Origin of the sequence: Bacillus timonensis (genome assembly GCF_000285535.1) — a bacterium.
Taxonomy (GTDB): domain Bacteria; phylum Bacillota; class Bacilli; order Bacillales; family Bacillaceae_L; genus Ferdinandcohnia; species Ferdinandcohnia timonensis.
Genome location: NZ_HE610985.1, coordinates 368,633 through 390,866, shown reverse-complemented (window position 1 = coordinate 390,866; position 22,234 = coordinate 368,633). Strand labels below are relative to the sequence as shown.

17 protein-coding genes and 1 pseudogene are annotated in these 22,234 nt (G+C 35.9%); 6 read left to right on the top strand and 12 right to left on the bottom strand.

Features of this window, described 5'->3' with window-relative positions; all coding sequences use genetic code 11:
- Nucleotides 1-268: 268 nt before the first annotated feature.
- Nucleotides 269-1,288, bottom strand: coding sequence for an ABC transporter substrate-binding protein (locus BTHG_RS02240; protein ID WP_010281790.1), 1,020 nt, complete (start codon nt 1,286-1,288; stop codon nt 269-271).
- A gap of 311 nt (nt 1,289-1,599) precedes the next feature.
- Between BTHG_RS02240 and BTHG_RS02235 the strand changes: the two genes are divergently transcribed.
- The gene (locus BTHG_RS02235) at nt 1,600-2,943 is read left to right on the top strand and encodes a sodium-dependent transporter (protein ID WP_010281788.1); all 1,344 of its coding nucleotides are present in this window, start codon (nt 1,600-1,602) and stop codon (nt 2,941-2,943) included.
- A gap of 77 nt (nt 2,944-3,020) precedes the next feature.
- Here the strand turns inward: BTHG_RS02235 and BTHG_RS24090 are convergent, their stop codons facing one another.
- Complete coding sequence (locus BTHG_RS24090) at nt 3,021-4,364, bottom strand: hemolysin family protein (protein ID WP_010281786.1); 1,344 nt, start codon at nt 4,362-4,364, stop codon at nt 3,021-3,023.
- Nucleotides 4,365-4,598: 234 nt separating this feature from the next.
- Here BTHG_RS24090 and BTHG_RS02225 point away from each other — a divergent pair, with 234 nt between their 5' ends.
- Entirely contained in the window at nt 4,599-5,132 is a 534-nt protein-coding gene (locus BTHG_RS02225) for a YceI family protein (protein ID WP_010281785.1), read from the top strand.
- Between the two features lie 32 nt (nt 5,133-5,164).
- On the opposite strand, the gene dacB is transcribed toward BTHG_RS02225, so the two are convergent.
- The 5 genes from dacB to BTHG_RS02200 form a co-directional block, all read right to left on the bottom strand.
- Nucleotides 5,165-6,592 (bottom strand): D-alanyl-D-alanine carboxypeptidase/D-alanyl-D-alanine endopeptidase, encoded by a 1,428-nt coding sequence (gene dacB / locus BTHG_RS02220; RefSeq protein WP_042341517.1) that lies wholly within the window; start codon nt 6,590-6,592, stop codon nt 5,165-5,167.
- A 227-nt stretch (nt 6,593-6,819) separates the two neighbouring features.
- Nucleotides 6,820-7,650: an undecaprenyl-diphosphate phosphatase gene (locus BTHG_RS02215; RefSeq protein WP_010281781.1), complete on the bottom strand. Its 831-nt coding sequence runs from the start codon at nt 7,648-7,650 to the stop codon at nt 6,820-6,822.
- Nucleotides 7,651-7,676: 26 nt separating this feature from the next.
- The gene (locus BTHG_RS02210; protein ID WP_010281778.1) at nt 7,677-8,291 is read right to left on the bottom strand and encodes a DedA family protein; all 615 of its coding nucleotides are present in this window, start codon (nt 8,289-8,291) and stop codon (nt 7,677-7,679) included.
- 96 nt (nt 8,292-8,387) lie between these two features.
- Nucleotides 8,388-9,143 (bottom strand): exodeoxyribonuclease III, encoded by a 756-nt coding sequence (locus tag BTHG_RS02205; RefSeq protein ID WP_010281775.1) that lies wholly within the window; start codon nt 9,141-9,143, stop codon nt 8,388-8,390.
- Nucleotides 9,144-9,166: 23 nt separating this feature from the next.
- Nucleotides 9,167-9,901 carry a glucose 1-dehydrogenase gene (locus tag BTHG_RS02200; RefSeq protein WP_010281767.1) on the bottom strand — a complete coding sequence of 245 codons (735 nt, stop codon included), beginning with the start codon at nt 9,899-9,901 and terminating at the stop codon, nt 9,167-9,169.
- Nucleotides 9,902-10,032: 131 nt separating this feature from the next.
- Between BTHG_RS02200 and BTHG_RS02195 the strand changes: the two genes are divergently transcribed.
- A complete protein-coding gene (locus tag BTHG_RS02195) occupies nt 10,033-10,992 on the top strand; it encodes a hypothetical protein (protein ID WP_010281764.1) in 960 nt (319 codons plus the stop codon).
- A gap of 60 nt (nt 10,993-11,052) precedes the next feature.
- Nucleotides 11,053-11,475 carry a transcriptional regulator MntR gene (mntR, locus tag BTHG_RS02190; RefSeq protein WP_010281761.1) on the top strand — a complete coding sequence of 141 codons (423 nt, stop codon included), beginning with the start codon at nt 11,053-11,055 and terminating at the stop codon, nt 11,473-11,475.
- Nucleotides 11,476-11,502: 27 nt separating this feature from the next.
- On the opposite strand, the gene BTHG_RS02185 is transcribed toward mntR, so the two are convergent.
- The 5 genes from BTHG_RS02185 to BTHG_RS02165 all read right to left on the bottom strand — a co-directional run bounded on the left by BTHG_RS02185 (nt 11,503) and on the right by BTHG_RS02165 (nt 19,138).
- The gene (locus BTHG_RS02185) at nt 11,503-13,494 is read right to left on the bottom strand and encodes a DUF4179 domain-containing protein (protein WP_010281759.1); all 1,992 of its coding nucleotides are present in this window, start codon (nt 13,492-13,494) and stop codon (nt 11,503-11,505) included.
- Nucleotides 13,495-13,624: 130 nt separating this feature from the next.
- Nucleotides 13,625-14,071, bottom strand: coding sequence for a YndM family protein (locus BTHG_RS02180; RefSeq protein ID WP_010281757.1), 447 nt, complete (start codon nt 14,069-14,071; stop codon nt 13,625-13,627).
- A 96-nt stretch (nt 14,072-14,167) separates the two neighbouring features.
- A complete protein-coding gene (locus tag BTHG_RS02175; protein WP_010281755.1) occupies nt 14,168-15,964 on the bottom strand; it encodes an ABC transporter ATP-binding protein in 1,797 nt (598 codons plus the stop codon).
- Nucleotides 15,949-17,685, bottom strand: a complete 1,737-nt coding sequence (locus BTHG_RS02170; protein ID WP_010281753.1) for an ABC transporter ATP-binding protein — start codon at nt 17,683-17,685, stop codon at nt 15,949-15,951. Before BTHG_RS02170 ends, BTHG_RS02175 begins: the two co-directional genes overlap by 16 nt.
- Nucleotides 17,686-17,803: 118 nt before the next feature.
- A complete protein-coding gene (locus tag BTHG_RS02165) occupies nt 17,804-19,138 on the bottom strand; it encodes an MDR family MFS transporter (protein WP_010281751.1) in 1,335 nt (444 codons plus the stop codon).
- A gap of 115 nt (nt 19,139-19,253) precedes the next feature.
- Between BTHG_RS02165 and corA the strand changes: the two genes are divergently transcribed.
- Both corA and pepF read left to right on the top strand, forming a co-directional pair.
- The gene (corA, locus tag BTHG_RS02160; protein ID WP_010281748.1) at nt 19,254-20,204 is read left to right on the top strand and encodes a magnesium/cobalt transporter CorA; all 951 of its coding nucleotides are present in this window, start codon (nt 19,254-19,256) and stop codon (nt 20,202-20,204) included.
- Between the two features lie 183 nt (nt 20,205-20,387).
- Nucleotides 20,388-22,201 (top strand): annotated as a pseudogene (gene pepF / locus BTHG_RS24085) (oligoendopeptidase F).
- The last annotated feature ends 33 nt before the right edge of the window (nt 22,202-22,234 follow it).

Sequence of the window (22,234 nt, the reverse complement as noted above, 5' to 3'; positions counted from 1 at the left end):
CAAAAAGGAGGATGAAAAGGACCACGTCGACCAGAACGCCACGTCCTTTGGCATTGTCGACACTAGCACATCCTGTGCGTCGAAAGTTCGAGGCGGCGAAGCTTTGAGTACCGGAACGTATATAATTAATACGTGAGGAACGCAAAAGTAAGCCAACGAGCTTCCACAGGATGTGATGACTTCGACGTTCGACACAGGACGTGTCGGTATTTAGTCGAAGATCCGCTATCGATGTGGTATTTTCACCGGACTTTTTGAACATCATTGATTATTCACCTTCGTAGATGTCAGCAATTTCTTCCCATTCAGGTTTTATCTCGATACCTTGCTCTTCCGCTGCTTTTTTGTTTATGACAAGCTGTAAGCTGTTTGGAAGTTCAACTGGCATTTCAGAAGCTTTCTTCTCACCTTTTAGAATCTTAGCAGCCATTAGGCCAGATTGGTAACCGATATCATAGTATTCAAATCCGCTAGCTGCAAATCCACCAGCCTTCATTGAATCAAGTTCACCAACGAATAGTGGAATATCCTTTTCGTTTGCTACTGCAATGATTGAATCTAAAGCTTGAACAGCAGTGTTATCAGTCGGAATATAAATGGCATCAACACGTCCAACTAAGCTTTGAGCAGCTTGATTGACTTCAGCTGTTGTAGAAACAGAAACTTCAACTAATTCTGCCCCACCTTTTTCAGCAAATTCTTTTACTTGTTCGACTTGTACTACAGAGTTTTGTTCACCAGAGTTGTAGATAACACCAATCTTCTTAGCACCCATTTCCTCCGTAATAAAGTTGATGGTAGTTTTTGTAGCATCTGGATGGTTGTCAGTAGTACCCGTGATATTCTCACCTGGTTTATCAAATGCTTCTACTAATCCAGCACCAACTGGATCTGTAACCGAAGTAAAGATAATTGGAATATCACTAGTTGCATTAAGTACAGCCATTGCACTCGGTGTTGCGTTAGCAAAAATTAAATCTACATTATTACCAACAAGGTTTTGGGCTATTGTTGCAGTATTACTTTGCTCACCTTGAGCATTTTGAGAATCAATTTTTAAATTTTCCCCTTCCTTAAAGCCTTCATCTTCTAATGCCTTGATGAAACCTTCAGTTGCAGCGTCTAATGAAGTATGTGGTGCATATTGCGAGATGCCCACTACTACTTGATCTTTTTCGCTGCTATTACCAGCATCCTTGGAAGTGTTACCAGCGTCTTCACTTCCACATCCTGCTAATGCAAGGAAGCCAGCTAATAACACTCCTAACATTTTACTTGAACTTTTCATGCATATCCCCCCGAAATGTCTTTACTCTTTTTTGATTTTCTAGTACATTATTATTTTACTAGAATAATAATATTCATACACTTTGACTTTGCTGCATAAAAGCGAAAAAGCGTTAATGTATGTAATTGGTTAATCGTAATATTATCATTCTAGACGCTTTGCGTCAATTATTTTCTGAACATTTTACAATTTCAGGCTACATTTTTTTCGTGTAGTGAAAATTGTTTTTTTGCTTTCGTGTGATAATACGTTTTATTTTATTTCACATAACAAACAATAAAACAATATGAAGTTGCAATGGAGGTATTTGGTTGAAACAATCAGAACAATGGTCGTCAAAAATTAGCTTTATTTTAGCAGCAGCAGGTTCTGCTATTGGATTAGGGGCAATTTGGAAATTTCCTTATGTAGCAGGTACTAGCGGTGGTGGAATTTTCTTTTTATTATTTCTCTTTTTTACATTATTAATAGGATTACCTCTCTTGTTAGCTGAATTTGTGATAGGGAGATCTACCCAAAAAAATGCAATCGACTCGTTCAAGGAGTTGGCTCCACGAACAAATTGGCACTTCGTTGGTCGTTTAGGTTTTATAACAAATGCTATATTACTTTCTTTTTATAGTGTTGTGGGTGGCTGGATATTAATTTACTTGTTTAGTGGAAGTATCGGAAGATTAAATGGATTGACTGAAACTGAGTATGGAAAGTATTTTGGAGAAACGATTTCAAATCCATTTCTTGTAGTTACAGCACAGCTTGTATTTATGTTAATTACCATTATTGTCGTAGCAAAAGGTGTTCAAGCAGGGATAGAAACAGCAAGTAAATGGATGATGCCAGCACTTTTTATCCTTTTCATTGTCATTATTATTCGCTCGGTAACACTTGAAAACTCGCTTGAGGGAATCATGTTTATTCTAAAGCCTTCCCTTTCATCAATCACATCTGACACTATTCTATTCGCTTTAGGTCAATCCTTTTTTGCATTAAGTGTTGGTGCCTGTACGATGTTAACCTACAGCTCCTATCTTTCGAAAAAGGAAAACTTAGTGCAATCTGCATTTTCAATCGTGTTATTAAATATTTTAGTTACACTTTTGGCTGGGCTGGCTATCTTTCCAGCTGTCTTTGCTTTTAGCTTGGAACCTGATGCAGGACCTGTTCTCTTATTTAATGTATTGCCGACGGTATTTAGTAACATGCCATTTGGGATGATTTTTTTAGTAGCATTTCTGTTATTATTTTTATTTGCTACACTAACTTCAGCATTTTCAATGCTTGAATTAATCGTTTCAAATTTATCAAAAGGTGATGAGCAAAAGCGTAAGTTAAATGCATGGGTGTCAGGTCTTGTCATATTTATGATAGGAGTCCCATCTTCTCTTTCGTTTGGAGTATGGAGTGATGTAAGTCTATTCGGAAAATCCATCTTTGATTTTGCGGATTACCTTGTAAGTAATATTCTCTTACCTATAGGAGCTTTTTTTATTTCCTTATTTGTCTCATTTAAATTTCCAAGAAAAGCCCTTTTCGAGGAAATGAGGCTGGGAAGCGGATTTCCTTTTACACTTTTAAAAGTTTGGTTCTTTTTAATTCGATACGTTGTACCGATTGTCATTGTCATTGTATTTTTAGATAGTCTTGGCATTATTTAAAAAGGTGTTCCAACTATGATTGGAACACCTTTTTTTATCGCGTTTTTTAGCAATAGTTTTTTCACTTCGAAATAATGTTAATCTTTTTCTGTTTCTTCTTCTTTTACGACCGAATCAAGATTATTGATTACTTTTATTCTCATTATTCGTTTCTCGTCCATTTCAACAACCTTAAACGTATGATCTTTGTATTCAATTTCTGGGTGGACATCTCCTGATGGAATATACCCTAATTGACCAATCACAAAGCCACTTAATGTATCGTATTCATCTGTTGGAAGATCAACCTTTAAAATATCTTCAACTTCATATAAATTGATTGTTCCAGCCATGGAATACGTCTTATCATCAAGCTGAATAAATTCTTCATCATCAATCGTATATTCATCATATTCATCAAAAATATTTCCGACGATTTCTTCAATTAGGTCCTCGATGGTAACAATACCATCTGTTCCCCCATATTCATCAATGACAATTGCCATATGAATATTGTTTTTTTGCATTTCCTTAAATAATTCATTTGTGTGTTTTGATTCTAATACAAAATAAGGATCCCTTAGCAGATCTTTTAAATGAAAGGAGACTTCATCACAATCATTAACAAATTTTATTAATTCTTTTGAATGTAATATGCCGACAATTTGATCGATGCTCTCATCATAAACAGGAAACCGCGTGTATTTTTCGACATTTACAAGATGAATGATTTCTTTTAATGTGTAATCGAGCGGTATCCCAATAATATTTGTCCGATGTGTCATAATGTCAGAGACGGTTTTATTATCAAATTCAAAAATATTGTTAATCATGAACTTCTCTGATTCCTGAATCGTACCTCTTTCTTTACCTACATCAACCATCATCCGAATTTCTTCTTCTGTAACATTTTCATCATCAGCATTTGGATCAACTCCGAATAAACGTACAAGTCCGTTTGTAGACAATGTTAGAAGTTTTACAAATGGTAGTGTGATCTTCGATAAAATAGTTAACGGCCTAGCTGCAATCAATGAGATTTCTTCCGCCTTTTGTAACGCCAGCCTTTTCGGTACAAGTTCTCCAATTACTAACGTAAAATAGGACAAAATGAGTGTAATCACTATTACGGATATGGAATCAATGACGGACGGTGCAATCGGAACTCCTATTTCGACGAGCCAATTCGTTAAGTATGTGGCAAAACTTCCAGCTGCAAATGCACTTGCTAAAAAGCCTGCCAATGTTATCCCAATTTGGATTGTGGCTAAAAATCCACTTGGATTTGAAAGAAGCCTATGTAACAAAATTGCTTTTTTATCCCCACTATCAGCCATCATTTTTACTTTATTGTCATTTAATGAAACCATTGCCATTTCAGAAGCGGCAAAAAATGAATTTAATAAAATTAAAACAACCAGTATTAGAATTTCAACAAACATAGTAAAAACCTCCAAAGATAGAAAAGGAACAAATCATTATTTTTTAAATTCCCCTTCTTTTACATGCATTATGCTAATTTTACTATGGGATACACTTGCAATCATTAATAATGCTTAAAATTTTAATTATTTTTATTGACACGAAGAGAGGTCAGCTTTATAATTTATCTTAAAGATAATTATCTTGAATTGAAGATAAATGATTTTAAAATAATTTTTTAGGGGAGATTTAACATGACAAACACAAAATGGGCAGTAGATGCATCACACAGCAGTATTGATTTTTCGGTAAAACATATGATGATTGCTAAGGTAAAAGGTTCTTTTGAAAAGTTTGAAGCAACAATTGAGGCTGATCCAGCTGATTTAACCTCTGCAAACATCGAATTTAAAGTAGATCTTTCAAGTATTAATACAAAGAATGCAGATCGTGACAACCATCTTCGTTCTGCTGATTTCTTTGATGTAGAAAATCATCCAGAAATGAGCTTTAAATCAACATCTATCGTTAAAACTGATGATGGTGAGTATGATGTAACTGGTGATTTGACAATCCTCGGAACAACAAAAACAGAAACGTTCAAGGTTGTATTCGAAGGTTCTGGTAAGGATCCTTGGGGAAATGAAAAAGCTGGATTTAGTGCAACAGGTAGCATCAATCGTAGCGATTATGGTTTAGTATGGAATGCTGCATTAGAAACTGGTGGCGTTCTCGTTGGAGACCAAGTGAAAATTTCAATCGAAATCGAAGCAGGAAAAGCTGAATAAAATAGTAAAAAGCAGGCAAATTGCCTGCTTTTTTAGTATTCGTATAACAATGTTACGATTTTGTCCTCAATCGGTTTCCCATGAGCATCGTCCATTAAGTTATTTAACAATATAGAGAAAATGAGCTTTTCCTCACTTTTTGTCTCCACATAGCCTGATAATGAGCTCACCGTTCGAATCGTCCCCGTTTTTGCCTTTACTTTTCCTGTCAACTCTGGATTCTTCAATCGATACCGTAGTGAACCACCAATAAGTCGTTCACTATTTCCGGCTACCGGTAAAGAATCTAAAAATGCAGGAAACCAGGATTGGGATTGTACAGAGTAAAGAAGTTTTGAAATATCGTTCGCGGAAATCAGATTAACATGTGAGATTCCAGAACCATCCCTGATTACCATACTACTTGGGTCAACCCCCATTTTTCGAAGTTCTTCCTTCACAACATTGATCCCTTGTTCCCAGCTTCCTTCCCCTTTCTTAACCTGTCCCATTTCCTTTACTAATGTTTCACCATGGCCATTATTGCTTAGCTTCATAAAAGGAACAAGAAGTTCTTTTAGGGGGATGGATTTATCTGTTGCTAATCGTGTCGCGTTTTGTGGAGTCTTGGCTATACCTTCCGTTCCAATCACATGGATTCCTTGTTTTACTAATGATTGCTTAAATAAATCTAATGCAAAGCCAGTCGGCTCCCAAACTGTCATCCATTCTTGAACAGGATTTGAATGGACTGGGATTGTCCCTTCAATGGTGATGACATTTTCCCCATGCTCACGAATAATATCAATTTCGTTCTTCCCCTCTTTTTGTACCGTTTTCGTGTTGTTAATGATTTTTACATAATTATTTGTTGGTTGTAATGAAATATGGGCTTTGCTCCCGACTTTCTTTCCTGGTGACACCTGAACAATTACAGTTCCGGAATCATAATCCTTGTTTGGGGAAGCTGTTAAACCTGAAACCGCAGAACCGTAATAATATGTTTCATCGCTCCAAGTTAAATCAATCGAATAACGCTCTTCGTCATACCAGGAATCATCTGCGATGATGTTACCAAATATTACGTCAACACCAGCTTTTTTGATTTTTTTCGCTAATAAATCCAAATCTTGCTGACGAAGAGTCGGATCTCCTTTGCCCTTTATGTAGAGATTTCCTGTTAGTTTGTTACCAACGAGCTCTCCGTCTGTCAGGATTTCTGTTGAAAATTGATAATTTTCTCCAAGTGCAGATAAAGCCGTTGCGGCTGTTAAAAGCTTCAAATTTGAAGCAGGTCGAAGCCGAACGTCACCGGCGTGTTGATATAGAATTTCCCCGCTCTTTGCAGACCTAATACTAATACCCGCAATTGCTCCTTTTAAATTGGGTTCATTTAAAACAAGCTGATTAAGTTGACCTAGCACTTCTTTTTGAGATGCGTTTGCCTTCACGTTATCTTGTTGTGGGTGGATGGATGGCATAATTGTGATAATAAGCAGAAAAACGAAGCATAGTAAATATTTCCGAGAATGAATAACTGGTCTCCCCCTTCTAGTACTTTTGTACAAGTTTTGGAACTATTACCATATTTTATACAAAAATAACTGTAATATGAAGTGGGACTAAAAATTTAATCCATAAAAAAAGCATCCCAAAATGAGATGCTAACCTTTATTCAGCCCTTTTGTGGAGCACATTTGATAAAAGTTTATAAAAACACAAAGTAAATGACAGCTGCTAATACGATACGGTAAATCGCAAATGGTAAAAGTTTGATTTTATCGATTAAGCGTAAGAAAAATCGAATTGAAATGAGAGCGAATACGAATGCACTAATGAATCCCGCAATAAATACTGGAAGTGCATCAACTGAAAAGTACTCAATGTTTTTAAGTAAGGAGATTCCACTTGCTCCTGCCATAATTGGAACAGCCATGATAAACGTAAAATCTGCTGCTGCTCTATGGCTAAGACCTACAAGTACACCACCTGAGATAGTTGCACCTGAACGTGAAAAACCTGGCCAAAGTGATAAACATTGGATGAGTCCAACTGTCAAAGCTTGCTTGTACGTAATTTGATCCACTGTTTGCGTATTTGGATGGTTACTACTGTATCGATCAGCAATAATCATTAATATCGCACCGATTACTAAACCTATTAATACTGTTTCAGTTGTAAATAGATGATCATCAATTGCATCTTCAAATAATACACCAAGTACACCTGCAGGAATTAAACCTACAATGATATGAGTTAATCGTAAATGCTTCGCACCGACAGGCACAATTTTATTTTTACGATTGAAGCCTAGTAAATCAATAAAACGGTCTTTAAAGACAACTACTACGGCTAGTATGGAGCCGAGTTGGATGACAACTTTAAATGTATTTGCTGGGTACTTCCCCAGAAACTCTTGTGTTTTAAGCCACATATCATCAACGATAATCATGTGACCGGTTGAAGATACTGGCGCAAATTCTGTTAGACCTTCAACCATTCCTAAAATAATCGCTTTTATTAGTTCAATAATATCCATTAGACGTAATAAACTCCTTCTTCACTTTATCTCGTTTTTGATCTTCTTTTGGTGAAAAAAATAACAAGAAATCCAATTCCCGCCAAGGCAATTAATGCATACGTAATATTAGAATAGATGTCCATGTAGTGAACAATTACATCCCATGATTCGCCAAATGCAGCACCAAGTAAGACTAGGATTACATTCCAAATTAATGTACCTAGTGTTGTAAACAAAATGAACATCCAAAAATTCATATTGGACATCCCTGCTGGAATGGAAATTAAACTTCTGATTAAAGGTACCATCCGGCAGAAAAATACTGTCCAGTATCCGTATTTATCAAACCATGAATCCGCTTTGTGAACATCCTCTTTTGTCACACGTAAAATCCGACCATAGCGGTCAACAATTTTCTCTAATCGTTCCACGTCAAGTAATCGACCAATACCGTATAGGATAATCGCTCCTACAACTGATCCAAGTGTAGCGGCGATAATGACACCAGTTACTGTTAAATTTGTTTTAATCGTCATAAATCCACCTGCAGTCAAAATAACTTCAGATGGAATGGGTGGGAAAATGTTTTCTAAGGCGATTAATAGAAAAATCCCGATATACCCAAATTGATCCATAAAATCTGTTATCCAGTTTTCCATTTTTACCTCCAAATAAGATGCTACTCTTTCTAATTCAATAGCATTCTTATTGTAATCTATGTTTGTCCTTCTTTAAAGTATTACTTTAAATTTTTCCTATTTTTGTATTTGAAGGACTACTGGGCAATGGTCGCTGCCCATTACGTGAGAGTGGATTTGAGAATCTTTTAGACGATGTTTTAACTCTTCTGAAACAATAAAATAGTCAATTCTCCATCCAATATTTTTTTCTCTTACATTTCGCATGTAGCTCCACCACGTATATTTATCCGTCATATCTGGATAAAAGTATCGAAAGGAATCAATGAACCCAGAGTTAAGCAAGTCGGTCATTTTTCCACGCTCTTCTTCGGTGAATCCTGAATTTCCTCGATTTGATTTTGCATTCTTTAAATCAATGTCGGAATGAGCGACATTCAAATCCCCACATAACACAATTGGCTTTAGTTTATTTAATTGAATGAGATATTCACGTATTCTATCTTCCCAATTGAGACGGAAATGAAGTCTTGCAAGATCCCGTTGAGAATTTGGCGTATAAACATTAATTAAATAAAAATCCTCAAACTCTAGCGTGAGAATTCGTCCCTCGTCCTCTTCATTTTCATCAGCTACACCATACGAAACAGAAAGCGGCTTTTTCTTTGTGAAAACGGCAGTACCAGAATATCCCTTTTTAATCGCATAGTTCCAAAATTGGTGATAACCTTCAAGGTCTAGTTCGATTTGACCTTCTTGGAGCTTTGTTTCCTGCACACAAAAAATATCAGCATCCATTTCATGAAAATAATCCAAAAATCCTTTTTTTACACATGCTCGTAATCCATTTACATTCCAAGATACAAGTTTCATAATGTTAAAGCTTCCCCTCTATGTTACTCCTCATATATCATTTTTCTCGTCATACCGCCATCAACAACGAGATTAATTCCAGTAACAAAATTATTCTTCGCATCAGTTAAATAAAGACATGCATTTGCAATATCAGCTGGTTTTCCGACACGTTTTGAAAAATGCTGTTCATGGTCGATTTTCCGAAGTTCCTCATATTTCCCTGTTTCAATCCAGCCAGGCGAAATAGCATTTACAGTAATTTGATATTCTGCAAATGATGCAGCAAGTGCATGAGTAATCGCTACGATTCCACCCTTTGTTGCTGAGTATCCTTCTGAATGAGGCTCAGACATCATTGCTCTAGTTGATGCAATGTTTACTATGGATCCACCATTTTCCTTCATATATCGGCCTGCTTCTCTTGAGCATAAAAATACACTTCTTAAGTTTGTATGAATCACTTCATCCCATTCCTCAACCGTAACATCGAATGGTGATTTAAATAAACCTTTTCCGGCATTGTTTATTAAAATATCAATTTTACCATAAGTTTGATAGGTTTGGTTCATTAAAAGAATGATATCTTGTTCATTTCTTACATCTGTTTTCTTGAAAATTGCTTCATTTCCTTGGTGTTTAAGTTCATTTAAAAGCTTAGTACCAGCTTCTACATCAACATCTGTTAAAACAACCGTATCCCCATTTTGAGCGAAGGCCATTGCAATCCCTTTTCCAATTCCATTTGCAGCTCCAGTTACGATTACCACACGACTCATTTTATTCACCAACCTATTTTACTAGTTTACTTGCTCTTTTCCCATTATAATCTACAAAGTTAATCTGGCAAAATAAAACAGAGATTCAGTGGTTCTTGGCATGATAGAATGAACTTTGGGGAGTGAGAATTATGAAGAAAAAAAGAATTGCATTCCTAGTAGTATTATATTGTAGTCTCTCGATTCTACTAAGCTTAGACCCTGTCACGTATGACTCTTCGTATTATGCCAAATACGAATCTCCACAAGGGACTCTTTTCCTTAGCTATTCAGATAACTGGAATGAATCACAATTAGAAGATTTATATAAAGAATTAGTAAAAAATAAACATGGTGAAGAAATGAACCTTTTACAGGAAGTTCGTGTAATGGACGGTCCGTCACCTTCAAATAGTATGATTACGGGTATTTACCATCCTTTTATTAGCAGTATTACACTTTATAAAGGAAATGAATATACCGATGCACGAGAATATCGCGATACTTTGTCACATGAGTACGGGCACCATTTTGCCTATTCCTATTTTCCGTCCCATCATTTTCCATTTTCTAAATGGGCAAAATTAAGAGGATTGGACCATATGCCTGTCCACTGGAATTCATTTTTTAATTATTCCGTTTCGTCCCATGAATGGTACCCTCAGGAGATTTTTGCGGATGATTATGTGCTATTATATGGTGCTGCGGATGAAGCAGCTCGAAGCAGTGTCTATTCGAACGAAGCATTTTATATGGGAACACAGCATGAAAATCAAAAGCTTGATAATGTTTTGGGAAATAAGGAACTACAACAATATATTGAGGAAGAAACCGGTATTAAAATTGATGAGGACCGCAAATTAAAGACTCCTGAACTTACTGACGTGAATGATGGAAGTTTGACTTTCTCTGTAGAGAAAAAAAAGAATGTAGCCTACCGGTTGAATCTAGTAGACTATGAACTCTATGAAATAACAGAGGACGAAAGTGGCATAGTCACTTTTTCAAATCTTGATTTGCCCGAAAATGCCGTTGTTTCTTTAGATGTTCTTGATTTAAAAACATCCATTGGCTTCCATACTCAGAATATCCGATTACAAAAAGAGGATTGAGATAGAAAATTACTCGCATTTCATTATATAATATGATTATGATGTTTTTGAAAGGCGGTAATGACGATTCCGACACCGAGTATGGAAGATTATTTAGAAAAAATTTATTTATCAATTCAGCAAAAAGGCTACGCTCGAAGTGTAGATATTGCTTCTTCATTAAATGTTCTCCCTTCTTCCGTTACAAAAATGATGCAAAAATTGGACGAGGAAGGTTTTGGAATATATGAAAAATATAGAGGCTTTGTGCTTACCGATAAAGGAACTAGTGTGGCTAAGAAACTAGTTGAAAAGCATGAGATGCTTGAAGACTTTTTGAAAATGATTGGCGTACAAGATAAAAATATTTATGAAGAAGTTGAAAAACTTGAACATTATATTAGCAAAGAAACCTCTCTTTGTTTATCAACATTGATTGAGTTTTTTGAAGAAAATCCAACTGCAAAAAAGGAATATTTACAATTTCGAAAAGACAAGATGTAAAAAGCTCAGAAAGACTCTGAGCTTTTTTTATTGCAATTTTATATCTATCTCATCATCTAAATACGTTGTTCCTTGATAACCGTTAATTTGAAGCCAACCAGGAATGATTTCCTCTTCTGTAATTTCGCTATGGACTTCAATTCCTATTTTCGTTTGGTAATAGCGTGGTCTTTCAAGTTGGTTCATATTCGTATAATAGTTGTATTCATCCTCTTTATACATCTTTCCACTTCGATCCACCAATACTCCCTCAACATCATGTATCCCCATCGAAACTGGTGTCTCATCATTTTCACCAACTATGTCAAACATAATGGATTCAAATTGTCTGTTTTCTGTCATTTCTGTTGTTAATTCAATTTTAGTAGGCATTCCTAATTCAATTTTATCAATCGAGATGTTATTACCAAGATAGTCAAAGGACTGTGGAAATGGTTGGTTCATGTCTATATCTACCTTGTAAAACTCATTTTTATAATAGGATATTGAGCCAAACTGAATACTCACTTCTTTTGGATCCTCAAAATAGAGTGAATCAAAAGCAGATTGAAACGATATCCATTGCCCATAACCGCCATTAATAGGGATATTCCATCCAAATAATGCTGGTTCGGCAGTCTTTTCTTTCACTTTAATTCCTTCGAACAACAGTTCATTAATGTTTTTATCACTTACAAATTGTTCAAATTGGTACTGAAGGATTGTAATAGTTGGAGCGATTATCAATTTTTCAAATTTAATTGGCATCCCATCCACTGTCATTTTTTTTTCAATTTCATGCTCAATCGATGCCTTCTTTTTAACCGGAATTTCAAAGTTCCATTCTCCTGTGACAAAGGCCTCATCACCATAGAATTCAGCCCATCTTGAATTTTCAGCTTCCTGTTCCATCTTTTGTAGTTTTGTTAAGTTCACTTTTATGTTTTTGGTATCAGGTAAAACGGGTAATAAACTAATGGTTCCTTTAAAAATTTTCCCTTTACTCTCTAACGGTTGGACAGGTGGCTGGTTAAGTGAAATCGCCTGTTGGTCAAATGTCTTCATTTCATCTTCCACAGTGACCCCATTCCAAAAATTAATTCCATATTGCTCATCTCCCTTACGATTTTCCACCTCATAATAAATCAAAGTTTGAAAATCATCGGCTATGACACTTTTTATTGTTACTTTTATTCCATTACTTTCTTGAACAAGATTTAGTGGTTCACCTAACCCACTTTTTAAATAAGCTAGTAGCTGCGCATCCTCTTTATCACGCCAGTCTAGCCAAGAATAATACATATAATGAAATCCATTTGTCACATAACCAATCAATAGAAGTAAAAAGAGTGAAGATGAAACTGCTATTCCAATGGTTGTGCGTTTCTTTTGCTTTTTTCTTTTACCATCTTCAACTTTCTTTACTTTTTTTATTACTTCTTCCAAGAAATTTGTTGGCACTTTAATCGTTTCAGCTTCATCAATTAGTGAGTGGATTGTATCTTGAAATGCAACTAAACTATTTTGACAAATTTGACAAGCATGTAAATGAATTTCAAGTTCAATTTTTTCTGGCCGCTCTAACGTTCGACTTACATAATCGATAAATTTTTCATGGTAATGAGCACCATCTACTCCACTCAAATGTCGAATCCCTTTATGTAAGCGATCCTTCACTGTTTTTACAGGTATAGTAAGTACCTCGGCAACCTCATCATGTGAAAGGCCAAGTACATAGGTTAAAATGAGAACATCATCAAACTCCTCCCTCTCAACGCCTTGTGAACCCATTTTCTTACATTCCTGTATAAAAAGTGACATGACCCAACTTTCGAAAAATGGATTCTTTTTTTGCTTACGTATCTCTGTATGTACCTTTATTATGCAGTTATAAAAAACGTCTTGAATCTCCTCAAGATTTTTTATGTATGACCAGCTAAGTTTATAAAAACTTGCCTTTCTTACGTCGAACCAATTGATGATAGCATCCATATCTCGTTCACGTATCATCTTGATTAAGATGGGATCCGTTTCCGCCATTATCACAATTTATGTCTCTCTCCCTTGATAAAATTCTGTCTTATCCCACATAATTCAACAAAAGGGCCGGGAATCCTGCTTTCGAACATAATAAAAAGACTAAATCCGCTCCGATTTAGTCTCATTCTTTTTATTTCTTTTTTATTTCATCTGGATTTATATCATTTTCTTCAGCGAATTCTGTTTGAAAGCTTGGTTGTAATTGCCGGCTTATTTGTTGTTGATTTTCATCTTTGAGTACTTTCTTTTGCATGTATGCATGGAAAAGTGCCTCAGATGCTGTAATTAAAGCTGCTGCAGTAAGAGACGCTGTAATTAAAGATGAGGTATTTTCCATAAACAAGTAACTCAAAAACCAGATTGAGAAAAATGATAACCCAAAATCTGCTATCGTAGCTACTGCATTTCCCATTCTAGGTAACGTAAATAAATCACCAATCAAGTAAGCAATCCCTGTAACAAGTAAGCTCATCAAGAGTATGTTACTAATGGATGCGCCTCGAAAAATTGCAAAAAGTGATAAAAGCACAATTGATATCACAATAAATTTAATACCTATCGCTTTAAAATGCCTCATTTTTAACATCACCCTTTACATTCTAATTTAGATATATCTTTTGATGATATGTATTAGAATATAAAGGTAATTTTTGGACAAGAAGCAATTTGACGTTTAAATGACCTGATTCTCTAATTGACTATTATATAGATTATGATAATATCCTTTTTGCTGTAACAGAGAATCATGACTTCCCTTTTCCACGATATTTCCTTCATTTAATACGATGATTTGATCGGCTCTTTCAATGGTGTTTAAGCGGTGCGCGATGATGAAGCTTGTTTTTCCAATCATTAACCGCTGTAAAGCTTCTTGTATCTTCATTTCCGTTACAGTATCGATACTGCTTGTCGCTTCATCAAGGATTAAAATAGACGGATTTGCAAGGATTGCTCTAGCAATCGAAAGTAACTGCTTTTGCCCTTGACTAATGCCACTTCCATCTTGGTTTAGAATCGTCTTATAAAGATTTGGAAGTTTCATGATAAATGAATGAGCGTTTGCTAACTTTGCTGCTTCAATAACTTCCTCGTCAGTTGCATCTAACCTGCCATAGCGTATATTGTCCATAATGGATGCTTGGAATAAATAAACATCTTGGAGGACGAAGCCCATTTGTTGACGAAGGCTTTCCCTTGTGATTGTGGACGTATTAATTCCATCTATTAAAATTGAACCAGAATCCGGCTCGTAAAATCTAGATAATAAATTAATAATCGTAGTTTTCCCAGCACCTGTAGGTCCAACAAAGGCAGCAGATTGCCCCGCCTTTACAACAAATGACACATCTTTTATCGTATTTCGATCTGTTTCATAAGAAAACGAAACATGTTTAAATTCAACATTTCCTTGAACGTGTTTGATTTTTTTCGCTTTGTTTTCGTCCCAAGCCTCTACTTCTTCATCTAAAATATCAAACACGCGTTCTGCTCCCGCAATCGCAGATAGTAGGGTATTGAATTGGTTGGCTAAGTCATTAAGTGGTCGAGTAAATTGCCTTGAATACTCAGCAAAAATAACAATTGTTCCAATAGTAATATGTCCGTTTAAGGCAAGAATACCCCCAATTCCCGCAATGATTGCAAAGCTTAGGTTATTTAACACGTTCATAAGCTTCGGGATAAAACCAGAATAAGCTTGTGCAAAATATCCGGCTTTCTTTAGCTTTTTGCTTTTTTCTAAAAACTCGTTTATTACAGTCTCTTCTTGAGAAAACGTCTTAACAATTCTTTGACCAGAAATGGTTTCTTCAATATAACCATTGAGTTCTCCTAAATAACGTTGCTGTTGCTTAAATAGTTTTCCTGTCCGTTTCGTGATCCATCTAATCCCAATAAACATAATTGGTATAATAATCATCGTGAGTAGTGTCAACAACGGACTTAACCAAAGCATAATCGCCACAGTTCCAATTAATGTAAGGACACTTGAAAAAATTTGTATAACGGATGAATTCAAAGTAGAACTCACGTTTTCAATATCATTTGTAATACGACTCATTAGTTCTCCATGTTGCCTTTTATCAAAAAAATGAATCGGTAAACGATGCAGTTGTTCGAAAAGTTCCGTCCTCATTGAGAATACGGTGTTTTGTGCAATGCCAACCATCCAGTAGTTTTGATACCATAAAGATAGTGAATGGAGGATAAAAACGAATCCTAAACCAAGTAAAAGAAGAAGAATTCCTTTATGATCCTTTGTCACAATATATTCGTCAATTCCTCTTCCTAACAAAAACGGTCCAAGGAGTCCAAGACCCGAGCTCGCTACTACCATCGCAAGAACGGCAATCAATAATTTATCATTTACAGCTAGGTATGACCAAATTCTTTTAATGGTACCTATTTTATCTTTAGCTTGTTGTGGTTTTTTTCCATGATTTTGTTTAGGGCGGTTCATCCGTGTTGCCATGAGCTTGTCCCCCTTTTTGCAAACTGTGTATCATAGACCTTTTGATAAAAAGGAGAGGAATGTAAAAGGTCATCATGACTTCCAGAAGCAAGTAACTTTCCATCTTCCATGAGTAAGATGGTATCAGTTGCCATAGCTGTGTAAATTTTTGATGTAATGATTAAGGTTGTGCACGTATAATCTTTCAAGGCCTTTAAAATGGAGGCTTCTGTTCTTAAATCCAATGCACTTGTACTGTCGTCGAGTAATAAAATTTTTGGGTTGCGAATAATGGCTCTTGCAATGGAAATTCGCTGTTTTTGACCACCCGAAAGGTTAACCCCTTTTTGACCAATGATTGTATCGTATTGTAGTGGAAGTTTTTCAATCGTCCCATGTATTTGGGCTACTTTTGCTGCTTCTATTATTTCTTCCATAGTCGCATCCTGTTTTCCCCAACGAATATTGTCTTTTATCGTTCCAGTGAATAACAATGCCTCCTGAGGAACATAACCAATTTGCTTTCGTAATTCATCAAGCTTTCTGTCTTTAACATCAAAGCCATCGACTTGTACATGGCCATGGCTAACATCATATAAACGTGGAATTAATTGAAACAGCGACGTTTTACCAGACCCTGTCGCCCCAAGAATCGCAACGATTTCACCTGGTTGAATTGAAAACGAAATATCTTGTAATACCTTGGCACTTGTTCCTGGATAGTTGAAGTCAACATGAGAAAATGTAATGCTACCTTCGGCATTTTTGATAGTTTTATTTATTGAAGATTCTACTAAATCAATGTCCGTATCTAATACATCAACAACACGGTCTGAGGAGGCTTTTGCTCGTGAAAAATGCATGATAATCCAAGAAAAAACACCAAGTGCTCCAGTAATCCGAGTTGTATAATTGAAAACAGCTACAACTTCCCCAACTTGTACATGACCCGCACTTACATCCATACTTCCAAACCAAAGAATGGCGATAATACTTCCGTTCATTAAAAGAAGAAGTACTGGCATTGTCAATTCGATAAGGCGCAAAGATGTAATGGTTTTGTTCTTTAACTCTTCATTCGCATGAAAAAACCGTTTCGTTTCATGTGCTCCTCTAACAAATGCTTTTATTAGGCGCATTCCCGATAGATTTTCCCGCATTACTCCATTGACCATATCTAATTTCTTTTGAACGGATTGAAAAAGACTTCTCGCTCTCGTCATTACAAAAAGGAGAAACAAAATTAAAAATGGGATTGTAACGATAAGCATCATAGCTAGTTTTACATTTACGAGCAAAGCCATGATCATCCCAAAAACGATAAGCATCGGTGCACGCATTGCAATCCGTAAACTCATAAACACTGTGTTTTGTAACTGAGTTACATCGTTCGTCATTCTTGTAATCAATGTAGCTGTATCAAATTTTTGAAGATTAGCGAAGGAAAAAGATTGAATTTTTGTAAACAAATCTTTTCTAACATCAAAAGCAAAGCTTTGACTTGTATGTGAAGCAAAAAAGGAATTCGTAATTCCTGAGAGAAAGGCCAGTAGGGAAATTCCTACCATAATTCCTCCCCACTTCAAAACAACAGAAAGATCTTTTTGTAAAATACCATCATCAATTACTTTTGCAATTAAAAGCGGTTGCAAGAGTTCCACTGCAAGTTCAACAAATGTTAAACAAAGAGCGACAGTTATGGCGAGTCGATAAGGTTTTAAATACACAAGCATTCTATACATAATTGCCTCCAAAATATGTTACCAAATAATTCTTTCAATTCTCGAATTATTTTTATCATACAACAAAATTCACTATTATTATAGAAAAAAAAGACCAAAAGCATGAGCTTTTGGTGTTCTACTGTTTTTGTAGATTATATGAATATAGTTTTTGACTGGCAAAAAAGCTAATGATTGTGGCAACTGCGACTGCAATCAGCATAAATAAAATGAGATTATGCATTCCTTTTGCGACATCGACCTGATTTGTAATTAGCATCCCCATAATACTTGCCCCGAATGTGGTACCAATATTTCTTGCAAAGAAATGAAGACTAGTTGACATCCCCTTTTGATGGGCTTTTGCCAATTCCTGTGACCCAATTGTTCCAATTGTAACGACAATACCAAACGCAAAGCCTTGGATTGTTAAAATAGCAAAGATATACCAAAAGCTTGTGTCCTTATTGATGAACAATGCAAGAAACGCAGAAAGGATGAGTAGCGCATTTCCAAAGAAAATTGTATTGCGATAACCATATTTTAAGATAAGATTCCCTGATGGTACAGAAGCAAACATCCAGGCAACACTCATTCCAAATAGTACAAGTCCACTTACAATAATGGAAATCCCCTGTACCTCTTGCATAAATAAAGGAATATAGTTTTGGAACGCAAAAATACTCAAAAAAATTAATAGACCATTAATATTCAGCCATAAGATATTGTTATTCTTTAAAATCTCGATTGGGATAAAACGTTTATCCGATTTATTCTCTGTGAAAATAAAAGTGATTAAGAAGATTATCCCAATTAAATTATAGATTACAAGATTTTTAGTGGTAATGGTGTTCATTAAAAATGCAAGCATGCTTGCTGTGAAAAGAAATGCACTAAAATAATTGAGTGGATTTTTATCCTTTGTAATATTTTCTTTATAAGGAATTAGACATAAAAGAACGATAACCCCGATTGGAATATTGATAAAGAATATCCAACGCCATGACATCGTTTCAACGAAAAAGCCTCCGATTAGCGGAGCAATGACTGCAGAAACTCCCCACATGGCTGAAAAGAAGCCCTGGATTTTACCTCGTTTTTCGATAGAGTAAAGGTCACCAGCAATAATCATTGTTAAAGGTGATACCCCACCAGCACCTAAACCTTGAATGCCTCGGTATACGATAAGTTCTATCATAGAGTCCGCTAATCCACAAAGTAGTGATCCGACTGTGAAGAGAATGATAGAAATGCTAAAAATCTTTTTTCTCCCATAAATATCGGCAAGTTTCCCGAATATTGGTAAGGAAACAGTAGAAAATAATACATATATGGCAAACATCCATCCATAAAACTTGTAACCGCCAAGCGTTTCTGCAATCGTCGGGGCAGTCGTCTGAAGGATTGTCGTGTCCATGGCACTAATGAGCATCGCAAGTACAATACTTACTAAAACAAATGGTTTTGATTTCATTTTTTCTTCCCCTTTTAGCTTAAATTACTCTACTATCATACAGATTTTGAAAAACCAAGAAGTATCGTTTTTTTTTCAAAACTCTTATAGATAAACCAAAAAATGAGGTTATTTCATGATTCGCATTAATGCAATTACACATAAAAATGAACGCCTAACAGAAATCCCCATTTCAGATATAAAAAATACGAATTATAAATGGATTTGGATTGATTTTAATCGACCGACTGAAATGGAAATAGATGAATTATCAACAACCCTTCATTTTCATCCACTAGCCATTGAAGATTGCATCCATGTGTTACAACGACCCAAATTAGATTTTTATGAAACAAATACCTTCTTCGTCTCACATAGCCTTCAACAGGATACAATGGAAAAAGAAGAAATCAATATGTTTTTGGGTGAGGATTATATTGTAACCTTTCATTTAAAAGAATCAAGTGAAATTAATGATGTATGGAATAGGTTAGTGGTGACGGAAACGATTGAAAAATGGGACCCCTCCCTTGTGTTATATCATATCATTGATAAACTTGTTGATAATTACTTTCCAATTGTGTACCACCTTGAAGACACATTAAATGAAATTGAAGATAATTTGAATGAAAAATCAATGGAAGAGCTTCTCGATGAACTTTTTGAAACACGTCACAATTTACTTACTTTACGACATACAGTGATGCCCATGCGCGATTTAGTTTATCGGATTATCAATTCACATCGTCTTGATTTGTTGCAGCATCGTATCGAATATTTTCATGACATTCATGATCACCTGTTACGACTAACTGAAAAGATTGACGCAAGTCGTGAGCTAACGGCAGATATACGGGACAGCTATCTGTCATTGAATTCACACCAAACAAATAAAGTGATGCGTATATTAACAGTGATTACGACCATTTTCATGCCACTCACCTTCATTGCTGGAATATATGGAATGAATTTTACACATATGCCCGAACTTACTTATAAATATGGGTATTTCGTGATTCAAGCAATTATGATTGTGATTGGAATTGGGATGTTTGTTTGGTTTAAGCAAAAAGGCTGGTTTAAATAAGGTGGCTAATTGAGATGGATAAATCGGTGACGGCGATGTCAAAAAAGTGACGTAGACCAAATGGTCACAGTCACTTTTTATTTTTTCGAAAAAACTTTCTGAAAATACTATTAATACTTCTACTATTTCGTTTATAATAAAAATTGTTAGTGTATCGAAATAGTTTATTGAGGGGGCAAAATCATGACTATAGTGAAAGAGAAATTAGTAACTCGCTCCGAGGTTCCTGTTGACCAAACGTGGAAGCTTGAGGATTTGTTTCCGTCAGTTGATGCATGGGAACAAGAATTAGCAGCGATTGAGGCGGACGTCTCATCTGTTACCCAATTTAAAGGCCAATTAGGAAATGATTCAAAGACTTTTTTAGACTGTTTACTTGCTGAAGAAGAGCTAAAAAAACGAATGATTTTAGTTGGCACATATGCAAGTCTTCGCTTCAGTGAAGATGCAACGAATCCTGAAAACCAAGGGAATGCAGCTAGGGTTTCGTCTATTTTTTCAGCAATTAGTGCAGCGCTGTCATTCATTGAGTCTGAAATCCTTGCTTTACCGAAGGGGACAATAGAACAATACATAAAAGAAGAGAACGAATTAGAAGTATTTCAGAATAATTTAAATATGATTTTGGAGAAAAAACCGTATACCCTATCACCAGAAACGGAAGAAGCACTTGCTGCTCTTGGAGAAGTTCATGATGCGCCATATATGATTTATCAACGAAGCAAAGCTTCTGATATGACATTCCCTACCTTTAAAGATGAGGAAGGTAACGACCTTCCACTATCTTTTGCATTATTTGAGGATCGTTATGAACTGTCTGAGAGTCCAGTAGTTAGACGAAATGCTTTTCAAGCTTTCTCTGAAACATTAAAAAAATATCAAAATACATTCGCTGCTGCCTATGCGACCGAAGTAAAAAACAAGTGGCATTATCTAAAATACGAAACTATAAATCTGTGACTGAAATGCTTTTACAACCGCAGCAGGTTACATTAGAGATGTACAATAATCAATTAGATATTATCCAAACCGAGCTTGCACCACATATGCGGAAGTTTGCTAAACTTAAGCAACGTGTACTTGGTTTAGAAACGATGCATTTTAGTGATTTAAAAGCACCTCTTGATCCAGATTTCAATCCAAAAACAACTTATGAAGAGGCATCAATAACGATACTTGAAGCATTACAGGTAATGGGTCCTGAATATAGTGCGATCATGGAAAAAGGTCTCACCGAGCGCTGGGTTGATCTCCCTGCGAACGTTGGAAAATCAACTGGTGCATTCTGTTCAAGTCCATATGGTGCTCATCCATACATTTTAATTACTTGGACTGACACAATGCGTGGGGCATTTATTCTAGCTCACGAACTAGGACATGCTGGGCATTTTTACTATGCGAATGGACATCAACGCGTTGGTAATACTCGTCCATCTATGTACTTTATCGAGGCTCCTTCGACAATGAACGAATTACTTTTGGCTGATCATCTATTATCAAAAACAGATGATAAGAAAATGAAGCGTTGGGTAATTCTTCAGTTATTAGGAACTTACTATCATAACTTTGTGACTCACTTACTTGAGGGTGAATATCAACGTCGAGTCTACGCGCTAGCTGAAAGTGGAAAACCAATTACTGCCCCTGCCTTAAGTACCATTAAAGGTGACGTGTTGAAATCCTTCTGGGGAGACACGGTGGAAATTGATGATGCTGCAAGCTTAACATGGATGCGTCAGCCACATTACTATATGGGTCTTTATCCTTATACGTACTCAGCTGGGTTAACAGCCTCTACTGCTGTGGCACAGTTGATAAAAGAAGAAGGTCAGCCTGTTGTTGATCGTTGGATTGAGGTATTAAAAGCAGGAGGCACAATGAAACCACTGGAGTTAATGAAATATGCTGGTGTTGACATGACTAAGCCTGATGCAATTCGGAAAGCCGTCGCGTATGTTGGCGAGTTAATTGAAGAATTAGAAGGACTTTACGAATAATTGGTAAAATGCCCAGAGCTTATCTGGGCATTT

Coding starts and splice junctions, on each gene's coding strand:
- BTHG_RS02200 (WP_010281767.1), bottom strand. CDS start 9,901: ATGAGTCGTGTGGTAATCGTAACTGGAGCTGCAAATGGAATTGGAAAA.
- BTHG_RS02185 (WP_010281759.1), bottom strand. CDS start 13,494: ATGGCGGAAACGGATCCCATCTTAATCAAGATGATACGTGAACGAGAT.
- corA (WP_010281748.1), top strand. CDS start 19,254: ATGATTCGCATTAATGCAATTACACATAAAAATGAACGCCTAACAGAA.
- BTHG_RS02165 (WP_010281751.1), bottom strand. CDS start 19,138: ATGAAATCAAAACCATTTGTTTTAGTAAGTATTGTACTTGCGATGCTC.
- BTHG_RS24090 (WP_010281786.1), bottom strand. CDS start 4,364: ATGTTTGTTGAAATTCTAATACTGGTTGTTTTAATTTTATTAAATTCA.
- BTHG_RS02225 (WP_010281785.1), top strand. CDS start 4,599: ATGACAAACACAAAATGGGCAGTAGATGCATCACACAGCAGTATTGAT.
- mntR (WP_010281761.1), top strand. CDS start 11,053: ATGACGATTCCGACACCGAGTATGGAAGATTATTTAGAAAAAATTTAT.
- BTHG_RS02240 (WP_010281790.1), bottom strand. CDS start 1,288: ATGAAAAGTTCAAGTAAAATGTTAGGAGTGTTATTAGCTGGCTTCCTT.
- BTHG_RS02180 (WP_010281757.1), bottom strand. CDS start 14,071: ATGAGGCATTTTAAAGCGATAGGTATTAAATTTATTGTGATATCAATT.
- BTHG_RS02195 (WP_010281764.1), top strand. CDS start 10,033: ATGAAGAAAAAAAGAATTGCATTCCTAGTAGTATTATATTGTAGTCTC.
- BTHG_RS02210 (WP_010281778.1), bottom strand. CDS start 8,291: ATGGAAAACTGGATAACAGATTTTATGGATCAATTTGGGTATATCGGG.
- dacB (WP_042341517.1), bottom strand. CDS start 6,592: ATGCCATCCATCCACCCACAACAAGATAACGTGAAGGCAAACGCATCT.
- BTHG_RS02215 (WP_010281781.1), bottom strand. CDS start 7,650: ATGGATATTATTGAACTAATAAAAGCGATTATTTTAGGAATGGTTGAA.
- BTHG_RS02175 (WP_010281755.1), bottom strand. CDS start 15,964: ATGGCAACACGGATGAACCGCCCTAAACAAAATCATGGAAAAAAACCA.
- BTHG_RS02170 (WP_010281753.1), bottom strand. CDS start 17,685: ATGTATAGAATGCTTGTGTATTTAAAACCTTATCGACTCGCCATAACT.
- BTHG_RS02205 (WP_010281775.1), bottom strand. CDS start 9,143: ATGAAACTTGTATCTTGGAATGTAAATGGATTACGAGCATGTGTAAAA.